10 protein-coding genes are annotated in these 10,940 nt (G+C 43.2%); all 10 read left to right on the forward strand.

Annotated features, from left to right (window positions below; genetic code table 11):
• The first annotated feature begins 223 nt into the window (after positions 1–223).
• Entirely contained in the window at positions 224–1,174 is a 951-nt protein-coding gene (gene rsmH, locus AC4HAF_RS01560; RefSeq protein ID WP_491096387.1) for a 16S rRNA (cytosine(1402)-N(4))-methyltransferase RsmH, read from the forward strand.
• Positions 1,175–1,183: 9 nt separating this feature from the next.
• A complete protein-coding gene (gene ftsL / locus AC4HAF_RS01565; RefSeq protein ID WP_491096388.1) occupies positions 1,184–1,507 on the forward strand; it encodes a cell division protein FtsL in 324 nt (107 codons plus the stop codon).
• 3 nt (positions 1,508–1,510) lie between these two features.
• On the forward strand, positions 1,511–3,760 hold the full coding sequence (pbp2x, locus tag AC4HAF_RS01570; RefSeq protein WP_491096389.1) for a penicillin-binding protein PBP2X: 2,250 nt from the start codon (positions 1,511–1,513) through the stop codon (positions 3,758–3,760).
• Between the two features lies 1 nt (position 3,761).
• Positions 3,762–4,781 carry a phospho-N-acetylmuramoyl-pentapeptide-transferase gene (mraY, locus tag AC4HAF_RS01575; RefSeq protein ID WP_491096390.1) on the forward strand — a complete coding sequence of 340 codons (1,020 nt, stop codon included), beginning with the start codon at positions 3,762–3,764 and terminating at the stop codon, positions 4,779–4,781.
• Positions 4,782–4,913: 132 nt separating this feature from the next.
• The gene (locus AC4HAF_RS01580; protein ID WP_491096391.1) at positions 4,914–6,257 is read left to right on the forward strand and encodes a DEAD/DEAH box helicase; all 1,344 of its coding nucleotides are present in this window, start codon (positions 4,914–4,916) and stop codon (positions 6,255–6,257) included.
• Between the two features lie 295 nt (positions 6,258–6,552).
• Complete coding sequence (locus AC4HAF_RS01585; RefSeq protein ID WP_491092321.1) at positions 6,553–7,368, forward strand: transporter substrate-binding domain-containing protein; 816 nt, start codon at positions 6,553–6,555, stop codon at positions 7,366–7,368.
• 15 nt (positions 7,369–7,383) lie between these two features.
• A complete protein-coding gene (locus tag AC4HAF_RS01590) occupies positions 7,384–8,187 on the forward strand; it encodes an amino acid ABC transporter permease (protein ID WP_491096392.1) in 804 nt (267 codons plus the stop codon).
• The gene (locus AC4HAF_RS01595; RefSeq protein ID WP_027974879.1) at positions 8,187–8,930 is read left to right on the forward strand and encodes an amino acid ABC transporter ATP-binding protein; all 744 of its coding nucleotides are present in this window, start codon (positions 8,187–8,189) and stop codon (positions 8,928–8,930) included. Before AC4HAF_RS01590 ends, AC4HAF_RS01595 begins: the two co-directional genes overlap by 1 nt.
• Positions 8,931–8,979: 49 nt before the next feature.
• A complete protein-coding gene (locus AC4HAF_RS01600; RefSeq protein WP_027974880.1) occupies positions 8,980–9,204 on the forward strand; it encodes a DUF4059 family protein in 225 nt (74 codons plus the stop codon).
• A 62-nt stretch (positions 9,205–9,266) separates the two neighbouring features.
• A complete protein-coding gene (gene trxB, locus AC4HAF_RS01605; protein WP_491096393.1) occupies positions 9,267–10,181 on the forward strand; it encodes a thioredoxin-disulfide reductase in 915 nt (304 codons plus the stop codon).
• Positions 10,182–10,940: the final 759 nt, after the last annotated feature.

The raw sequence follows: 10,940 nt of genomic DNA on the forward strand, positions 1-10,940 counted from the left end.
GGCAGCTGGATAGTAACGATTATAGGGATCGGACATGTTTGCCGATCCTTTTTGTTCTTATCAGAGCTTTCAGCTTAATGGCACTATCAAGTAAACAGCTGAGCATGAAAGGACATGATTTTTGACAGCAGATTAAAAGAAAGGGAAATTTCTTATGGAATTAAACAAATGAGCTTTCTCTTTTTGGTTTATTATAGAATAAAAGTGTGGTAAAATAAAACTTATGACTAATGATTTTCATCATATCACGGTGCTTTTGCATGAAGCCATTGACAGGCTTGACGTTAAGCCTGATGGCATCTATGTTGATGCTACGCTCGGCGGTGCGGGGCACAGTGAGTATTTGCTCTCAAAACTTAGCAAAAAGGGGCATCTGTATTGTTTTGATCAGGATCAAAACGCTATTGCTAATGCCCAAAAACGCCTGCAGCCGTATGTTGAAGCGGGTCAGGTTACTTTTATTAAGGATAACTTTCGCAATCTAAAGGAACGTCTGGCTGAGGAAAAAGTCTTTGAAATTGACGGCATTTGCTATGATCTAGGCGTATCAAGCCCTCAGCTGGATGAAAGAGAACGCGGTTTTTCTTATAAAAAGGATGCACCGCTTGACATGCGAATGAATCAAGAAGCTGAGCTGACGGCTTTTGATGTCGTAAATACCTATGATTATCATGATTTAGTGCGCATTTTCTTTAAGTATGGCGAGGATAAATTTTCCAAACAGATCGCGCGAAAAATTGAAAATGCCAGAAAAGAAAAGGCAATTGCCACGACCGGAGAGCTGGCAGAAATTATTAAGTCAGCCAAGCCTGCTAAGGAGCTTAAGAAAAAAGGACACCCTGCAAAACAGATTTTTCAGGCCATCCGAATTGAAGTCAACGATGAACTGGGAGCTGCTGAGGAGTCTTTATCTCAGGCTATGGATTTGCTGGCAGTAGACGGGCGGATATCCGTGATTACCTTTCATTCCTTGGAGGACCGCTTGGTAAAACAGCTGTTTAAAGAAGCGACAGTCGTTGATGTTCCTAAAGGTCTTCCTTTTATTCCCGATGACAGGCAGCCCAAGTTTTCTTTGGTCAGCCGCAAGCCGATTCTGCCCAGTCAGGCAGAGATTGAGGCTAATAATCGTGCGCATTCTGCTAAATTGCGAGTCATTCAAAAAATTCGAAAATAGAGAAAAACCATGACAAATGAAAAACGCAGCGAAGCTATTTCGCAAGCCTTGCAAAAACGTATCAGAACCTTTACTAGATTGGAAAAGGCTTTTTATGGTGCCATCATCATTACGGCTATCACACTGTCTATCAGCATTATTTACCTGCAGAGCCGAAGCCTGCAGCTTCAGCAGGAAATCAGCCATTTAAACAGCCAGATTAATGACAAGGAAACAGAATACAACAATGCCAAGCAAGAGGTCAATGAGCTGAGCCGCTATGATCGGATCGCCGATATTGCTCAGAAGGCGGGCATGACTGTTCAAAAAGATAATATTAAGAAGGTGGACTAGCCTATGAAAAACTTTAAAAAGCGCTTTTTAGACTATGTCATAGGTGATCGCAGGACACCTGAGAAAAACCGCGAGCGTGTCGGACAAAATTTAATGATTTTGTCTGTCTTTGTCTTTTTTGTTTTTATTATCAATTTTATTATCATTATCGGAACAGACAGAAAGTTTGGTGTGAACTTATCTAAGGGCGCATCATCTGTTTACCAGACAGTGCAAAAAGTTCAGGCTAAGCGCGGAACGATTTACGACCGTAACGGCAATCCTATTGCCGAAGACTCAACAACCTATAATGTCTACGCTGTTATTGATAAATCCTATGTGTCAACTGCCGGAGAGAAACTTTATGTGCAGCCTTATCAGTACAATAAGGTTGCTGATATTCTCAATCAGCATCTGGGCATGGATAAAAAATATGTTATTTCTCAGCTGGAGCAAAAAAAATTAACTCAGGTTTCTTTTGGGGCCAAAGGGTCAAATATCACCTACAGCACGATGACAGCTGTGACCAAGGCGCTTGAGGATGCAAAGATTAAGGGCGTTGCTTTCACGACAAGCCCCGGCCGTATGTATCCAAACGGTACTTTTGCGTCACAGTTCATCGGCTTAGCGCAGGTCAAAGAAAATAAGGACGGCAGCAAGAGCCTGGTTGGTGCAACAGGCATGGAAGCTGCTCTTGATAAACTGCTGTCCGGAAAAGACGGTCAAGTGACCTACGAAAAAGATAAAAACGGTAATACCCTGCTAGGGGCTGCGACAACCGTTAAAAAAGCAGTGGACGGAAAAGATGTCTATACGACCCTGTCTGCGCCTATCCAGACCTATTTGGAAACACAGATGGATACCTTCCAAAGCAAGGCCAAGGGTGTTCAGGCCAGTGCCACTCTTGTTAATGCTAAAACAGGGGAAATTTTGGCGACGTCACAGCGGCCGAGCTTTAATTCAGACACCAAGGAAGGCTTGGATGCTAAGGGCTTTACCTGGCAAAATACTCTTTATCAGACCAACTATGAACCTGGATCAACCATGAAAGTCATGCTGCTTGCAGCAGCTATTGACGAAGGGGTTTTCAATCCCAATGAGACCTATAACAATGCCAGTCTCTCTCTGGCTGATGCAACCATCAAAGACTGGGCTGTCAATGAAGGGATCTCTCAGGGCGGCTATATGACTTTTGCGCAAGGATTTTCTTATTCCAGTAACGTCGGGATGACCCTGCTGGAGCAAAAGATGGGCAATGATAAATGGCTTCGTTATCTCAGCGACTACCGCTTTGGCATGCCGACCCGGTTTGGTATGGGAAGTGAAGCCTCAGGGCTGCTGCCGTCTGACAATGTGGTAACAATAGCCATGAGTGCTTTCGGACAAGGGATCGGAGTGACGCAGACGCAGATGCTCAGGGCTTTTTCATCCGTCTCAAACGATGGAGTGATGCTGGAGCCTCAATTCATCACCAAAATTTATGATCCAAAAACAGGCACCAGCCGGACAGCCAAAAAAGAAGTTGTCGGCAATCCTGTGTCAGCAGATGCAGCTAAGCAAACGCGGCAATATATGGTGACTGTTGGGACAGACCCCTACTATGGAACCCTTTATTCAAAAGATTTGGGCGGCCCTGTCATCAAGGTCGGCAATCAATCGGTTGCTGTTAAATCAGGAACAGCTCAGATGGCTGCGGAAGATGGCTCAGGTTATTTAACAGGAAGTACAGATTATATCTATTCGGTTGTTGCCATGGTTCCGTCTGAAAATCCGGACTTTATGATGTATGTGACCCTGCAGCAGCCTGAAACATTCAGCATAAGCTTTTGGCAGGATGTCATCAATCCGGTGCTGGAAGAAGCAACACTCATGAAAGATACTTTGCTGTCGCCGGTTGAAACCCCTGAGGATCAGCAGACGAAGTATCACTTGCCGAAAGTTATCGGAAAAAGTCCGGGCAATACAGCCGACGAACTTCGTCAGAACCTCGTTCAGCCTATTGTCCTTGGAACAGGTAACAAAATCACCAAAACGTCTGTTGCGGCCGGGTCAAACTTAAAAGAAAATCAGCAGGTTCTAATGCTGACCAGTCACTTTGAGACCATGCCTGATATGTACGGCTGGACCAAGAAAAATGTTAAGAAATTCGAGGACTGGACCGGCATAAATGTGACCTTTAAAGGGAGAAAATCCGGGAAGGTCGTTAAGCAAAGCATCAACGCCGGCAGCAAACTTAAAAACTTGAAGAAAATTAGAATAACTCTAGGAGACTAACATGTTAACCACTATGATCATTGCAGGGATTGCGTCTTTTATCCTGACCGTTCTTGCCATGCCCTCTTTCATCCGATTTTATCAGCTGAAAAAAATTAATGGCCAGCAGATGCATGAGGATGTCAAGCAGCATTTGGCTAAAGCAGGTACCCCGACCATGGGAGGAACTGTCTTTTTGGCAGTTGCTGTTTTGGTGACTTTCGTATTTGCCTTTCTTGTTAATCTTGTAAAAGGACCGGCTTTCGGGGCAACGTTAGCTATTTTGTTCATCATTTTAATTTATGGGACAGTTGGTTTTCTTGATGATTTTTTAAAGATTTTTAAGAAGATTAATGAAGGTCTGACAGCAGGACAAAAAATGGCTCTGCAGATTATCGGCGGCTTAGTCTTCTATTTTGTCCATGTCAGACCAAGCGGAGCAGATTCGTTAAATGTCTTTGGCTTTCCTTTGCATCTGGGTATCTTTTACATTGCCTTTATTTTGTTTTGGATCGTCGGCTTTTCCAACGCTGTCAACCTGACAGACGGTATTGACGGCTTGGCTTCTGTTTCAGTTGTCATCAGCCTGACAGCCTATGGGATTATTGCCTATCAGCAGCAGCAGTTTGATATTCTTCTCATTATTATTGTTATGATTGGTGCCTTGCTTGGTTTCTTTGTCTATAATCATAAACCGGCCAAAGTTTTCATGGGAGATGTCGGCAGCCTCGCTCTGGGAGCAATGCTGGCTGCTATTTCCATAGCTCTGCGGCAGGAATGGACTTTGCTGCTTATTGGGATTGTCTATGTTCTTGAAACAGCTTCAGTCATGATGCAGGTTGCTTACTTTAAATATACAAAGAAAAAGTACGGCGAAGGACGTCGAATTTTCCGTATGACTCCTTTTCACCATCATCTGGAACTTGGGGGTCTGAGTCTGACCAAGGAAGGTGCTAAGTGGAGCGAGTGGAAGGTTGATGCCTTTCTTTGGGCTCTTGGTATTTGCGGAAGCCTTTTGACACTGGCTCTGCTGTATTTATAAGAAGATAAGAGTGCGGTATTTGCCGCATTTTTTAATGGATAAGGCAGGAGGCTTCTTTCCTGTCTTATTTTCTGTTATAATAGTTGAGAATGCTCTTTAGAATATCAGGTTATAAGAGCGTATGAGGTACCTATGACATTTACAGATTTTGCATTTAAAGATTATATCAACCAGGCCTTGGACGGCCTGCATTTTGACGAACCGACAGAGGTGCAAAAGCGCCTGATTCCTCTTGTTTTATCGGGGAAGGATTTAGTCGGAGAATCAAAGACAGGATCAGGGAAAACACATACTTTTTTATTGCCTATTTTTGAAAAGCTGGATGAGAACCTTGAAGCGGTTCAGGCTGTGATTACGGCACCCAGTCGAGAATTAGCCAGACAGATATACGAAGCTGCCAAGCAGATTGCGGTTTTTTCCGATAAGGAAATTCGCCTTGCCAATTATGTTGGCGGAACGGACAAGCTGCGTCAGATTGAAAAATTAAAATCCGGTCAGCCGCAAATTGTTATCGGTACGCCGGGGCGTATCTATGCTCTCGTTCAATCGGGCTATCTTGCTATTCATAAGGCAGGGACCTTTGTTGTTGACGAAGCGGATATGACACTTGATATGGGCTTTTTAGATACGGTAGATAAGATTGCTGCTGCTCTGCCTAAAGAAGTGCAGATCTTAGTCTTTTCAGCGACGATTCCGCAAAAGCTGCAGCCCTTCTTAAAAAAATACCTGAGCAATCCTGTCATAGAGAAAATCAAAACAGCAACAGTTATCTCTGATACGATTGATAACTGGCTGATTTCCACCAAGGGTCGCGATAAAAACAGTCAAATTTTGGAAATTGCTCAGCTGTTAAACCCTTACTTGGCGATTATTTTTGTCAATACCAAGGAGCGGGCTGATGAATTGCATGCCTATTTGACAGCCAATGGGCTGAAAGTTGCTAAAATTCATGGAGGCATTCCGCCGCGTGAACGTAAGCGCATTATGAATCAGGTGAAACAGCTGCAATTTGACTACATCGTGGCCACGGACCTTGCTGCGCGGGGCATTGACATTGACGGCATCAGCCATGTCATCAACGATGCTATTCCGCAGGATCTGTCCTTCTTTGTACACCGTGTGGGGCGTACCGGCCGTATGGGGCTTTCGGGCACAGCTATTACTCTTTATCAGCCAAGCGATGACTCAGACATCAGAGAGCTTGAAAAAATGGGGATTGCCTTTACACCGAAGATTGTGAAAAACGGTGCTATTCAGGATACCTATGACCGCGACCGCCGCGCAAACCGAGAGAAAACCTATCAGAAATTAGATACTGAAATGATTGGTTTGGTGAAGAAGAAAAAGAAAAAAATTAAGCCGGGCTATAAAAAGAAAATTCAGTGGAAAGTGGATGAAAAACGCCGCAAAGCCCGCCGTTCAGAAGCTCGTGCTAAAGGCCGCGCAGCCCGCAAAGCCAAAAGACAGAGCTTTTAAATGAACAAAGCTGCATGCGTTAAACTAAAACCAATAAAGCAGCAAGATAAAAGTCGGACAGTGGTTTCCGGCTCTTTTTCTCTGGCCAACCAAGTTCAATTCTTTGAAAGAGAAGCAAACAAATGCTATGATTAAAGTCTCCTCAGCTATTGTCGCCTAAGATAACTGTTTTCACAGCAGTGATAGAGAAAATTAATCACTGCGATAGAAAAAAACTATTATACAGGGTCTGTTTATCGTGATAGACTGAAAGATAGTTAGCATAAGCTGTATACTTACTTGAGGAGATAACGATATGAAAATGAAAAAATTACTGGCTTCCTTTATTTTGCTTGCAGCAGTTTTGACTTTGGCTCTGCCGGCTAAGGCAGCTGCAAAAGAGACAGTAACTGTAGCGACAGATTCAGATACGGCACCTTTCACCTACAAAAAGGATAAGCGCTTTGACGGCTATGACATTGCTTTAGTGAAAGCTATTTTTAAGGGCTCCAAACAATACAAAGCTCAGTTTGAGACCGTGGCTTTTTCGTCTATCCTAACAGGGATTGATGCCGGACGTTATCAGATGTCAGCCAATAATTTTAACTACAGTGAAGACAGAGCAGAAAAATACCTCTTTTCAGATCCTGTCTCAAAGTCTAACTACGCCATTGCCAGTAAAAAAGGCAGCTATGAGACTTTAGATGATTTATCCGGCAAATCAGTAGAGGTATATGCAGGTTCTAATTATGCTGCTATCCTTGAAAATTGGAATAAGCGCCATTCAGATGGGAAAGCTATTGACATTCATTATGTCGCAAACAGTGTGACCCTGACTCAGCGCCTCCAAAATGTTGAAGCAGGGAAAATCGATTTTTTGCTTTACGATGCTATCTCTCTTAGAACACTTATCAAGGATCAAGCAATGCAGTTGAAGGTTGCCAATGTCCAAGAAAAAGTCGGCGGTAAAAAAGACGGTCTGGAATACCTTCTTTTTGCTAAGGATGAGACCGGTCAAGAACTGCAAAAATTTGTCAACAAGCGCATCAAAGTGCTGCAAAAAGACGGAACATTGAAAAAGCTCAGCCGAAAATATTTTGGCGGTGATTATGTGTCTTCACTTCAGAAATAATAGAAAAGGAAAACGATGTTTAGTACATTTTTAACAATCAGCTGGTATGATAAATTTGTCACCAGCTTGCCCAGCGGCAAACTCTTTAGCTGGCGGGCTGTATTTGATGCTATCCCAGCTATATTAGAAAAGCTGCCAACAACGCTGATTTTAACCCTGGGCGGCTCTGTCTTTGGTTTGGTTTTGGCTCTTTTGTTTGCCATTGTCAAAATTAATCGGGTTAAGATTCTCTACCCTATTCAGGCATTCTTTGTTTCTTTTTTGCGGGGAACACCTATCTTGGTTCAGCTCATGCTGACCTACTATGGGATTCCTCTATTGCTGAAAGCTCTTAACCAAAAGCTGGGAACTGATTTTAATATCAATGCTATTCCGGCATCTGTTTTTGCCATTACAGCCTTTGCCTTTAATGAAGCTGCCTATACCAGCGAAACCATTCGGGCAGCTATTCAGTCGGTCAATTCAGGAGAGATTGAGGCTGCCAAGAGTTTGGGAATGACGACTATTCAGGTTTATCGCCGGGTCATTATCCCTAATGCTGCAGTCGTTGCGACACCGACCCTGATTAACACCTTAATCGGTTTGACCAAGGGAACCTCTCTGGCTTTCAATGCCGGTATTGTCGAAATGTTTGCTCAGGCTCAGATTCTGGGCGGCAGCGATTACCGCTATTTTGAACGTTTTATTTCGGTAGCGATTATTTATTGGGGAGTCAGCATTTTGATTGAACAGGCCGGACGTCTGATTGAAAAGAAAATGGAGATTTCCGCCCCTGATAACCTTGTTAACGACCAGGCAGTGGAAGGAGGTGTGCGCTAGTGATTCGAATTTCCAATTTAACCAAAGAATTTTCCGGACAAAAGGTGCTGGATGGCCTTAACCTTGATATCGAAAAAGGAGAAGTTGTTGCGCTTGTCGGTGCATCCGGTGCAGGCAAGTCGACGTTTTTGCGCAGCATGAATTATTTGGAACAGCCTGATTCCGGGACTATTGAGATTGATGATTTTAAGGTGGATTTCACGACTATCAGTAAGGAAGACGTTTTGATCCTGCGCCGGAAATTGGCCATGGTTTTTCAGCAGTTTAACCTGTTTGAACGCCGGACAGCTCTTGACAATGTTAAGGAAGGCCTTAAGATTGTTAAAAAATTATCAGACGAAGAAGCGACTAAGATTGCCAAGGAAGAATTGAGCAAGGTTGGTCTTTCTGATCGCGAAAATCACTATCCCCGCCATTTATCGGGCGGTCAAAAGCAGCGTGTGGCGCTGGCCCGGGCTCTTGCAATGAAGCCGGATGTGCTGCTCCTTGATGAACCTACATCTGCACTTGATCCCGAGCTTGTCGGCGAGGTTGAAAAATCTATTGCTGACGCTGCTAAAAGCGGCCAGACCATGGTTTTGGTCAGCCATGACATGAGTTTTGTCCGCCAAGTGGCAGATAAGGTGCTTTTTCTTGAAAAAGGCCACATTCTGGAAGAAGGAACGCCGGATCAGCTCTTTAATCATCCAAAAGAAGAACGAACAAAAGAGTTTTTTGCCAGTTACAAAAAAACCTTTATTTGATATAATAAGAATACTCTTTACTTGGAGTATTTTTATTTAGGGTGGTAATATGTTAGCAGAGATTTTTAATTTATATGTACAAGGACTGCTTTTGTCTGCTTTAACAGTTGTTTTAGTCAGTGCCGGCTGGATTCTTTATCGTGCGGTCAGGAAAAAAGATAAGACGTCCAAAGAACGCCTGACGATTCTTTATGAAGCTCTTTTGATGGACTTAGTAACTATTCCCATCTTATCTTTTGCTTTTATGGCTATTATTTTGATGATCAAAGCATAACATTGGCAAATTTTGAAAATTTGATTTAGAATATAAGAACAAAAAAGCAAAGAAGGGAAACTATGTACGATACAATTATTATTGGTTCGGGTCCGGCAGGAATGACGGCAGCTCTTTATGCTGCCAGAAGCAATCTCAAGGTTGCTGTCTTGGAGCAGGGAGCACCGGGCGGCCAAATGAACAATACGTCTGATATTGAAAATTATCCCGGCTACGAAATGATTTCGGGACCGGAATTATCAATGAAGATGCATGAACCTCTTGAAAAATTTGGTGTTGAAAATCTTTACGGCATCGTTTCTGCGGTCGAAGACCACGGCGAATTTAAAAAAGTGCTCACCGAAGACGCCAGCTATGAAACGAAAACAGTTATTGTGGCTACAGGTGCCAAGCACCGTCCTCTGGAAGTAGCAGGGGAAGAAACTTATAACAGCCGAGGAGTTTCTTACTGTGCGGTCTGTGACGGAGCCTTTTTCCGCGGTCAGGACTTGCTGGTGGTCGGCGGCGGTGATTCTGCTGTTGAAGAAGCCCTTTTCCTAACCAGATTTGCCAATAAGGTGACCATTGTCCACCGACGTGATGAACTGCGTGCCCAAAAGGTCCTTCAAGACCGCGCTTTTGCCAATGACAAGGTCGACTTTATTTGGGATTCAGTTGTCAAGGAAATCAAAGGTAACGATGTCAAGGTTACCAGCGTTGATATTGAAAATGTCAAAACCGGTCAGGTGACCAACCATGAATTTGGCGGTGTCTTTATCTATGTCGGGCTTGATCCGGTTTCAAGCATGGTGAAAGGTCTGTCTATTACAGACGAAGCCGGCTGGATTCCGACAGATGAGCACATGAATACCAAGGCTTCAGGAATCTTTGCGGTCGGTGATGTCCGTCAAAAAGATCTGCGTCAGATTACCACTGCTGTTGGTGACGGAGCAACAGCCGCTCAGTCAGCTTATCAGTATATTGTCAACAATTTTTAAATTAAAGAAGCCGCTCCAGATTCTGATCTCAGCTTGGTTAGAGTCTGGAGCTGGTTTTTTAATACTCTGTAACAATCAAAATACCTTGTTAAGCTCAGCTTGCTATACCAAGTACAGCCTGCGTCTTGACTGTTTTTCTTTGAGTATAATATGTTTAAAGATCCGGATTTTTCAAGCAACAAAATGCAGCTGTCACTTAAAAGAGAAAGGAAAGCTGATTTTTTGTGAATGTTCTCACTTTAGCTTATCAGCCGGCAATTTTGTGATATAATAGTAGCCATAAACATAATTAAGCACGGGCTAAAATCCTAGTAAAAAAGATAAACGTCCTTGTGTCTTAGCGACACCGCGTCCGTTTCCTATTTTTATACGGATTTCTTAACGCCCTTTGCGACACTTCGATTGGTTAGTCGATTTTACTAACCAATCGAAGTTAGCGGGAGAGGCAGCCAATTCACTATGGTGATTGGCGTTTGTTATCAAGTGCATAGCACTTAGATAACAATCTTCTGCCGTATCTTGTTAATTGAACACGGCTACGACACTGTGCAAAAAGATAAAGACTTCCTAGATGCTAGGCATCTTCGTCAGCTTTCCTATTTTGCTGTGTGTCGCTTACGCCTTTGTATCTTAATAAAAAGACAAACTATAAGAAAAGTCAATAGTTTTAGATGAATTTATATTTTGTTCCCATTATGAGTTTGAGAGTACACTAAAAAGCCTCTGAAACGCCTCATTTTTTCAAAGGTTAGGATAAGT

Source organism: Streptococcus sp. ELY_90 (assembly GCF_058314475.1).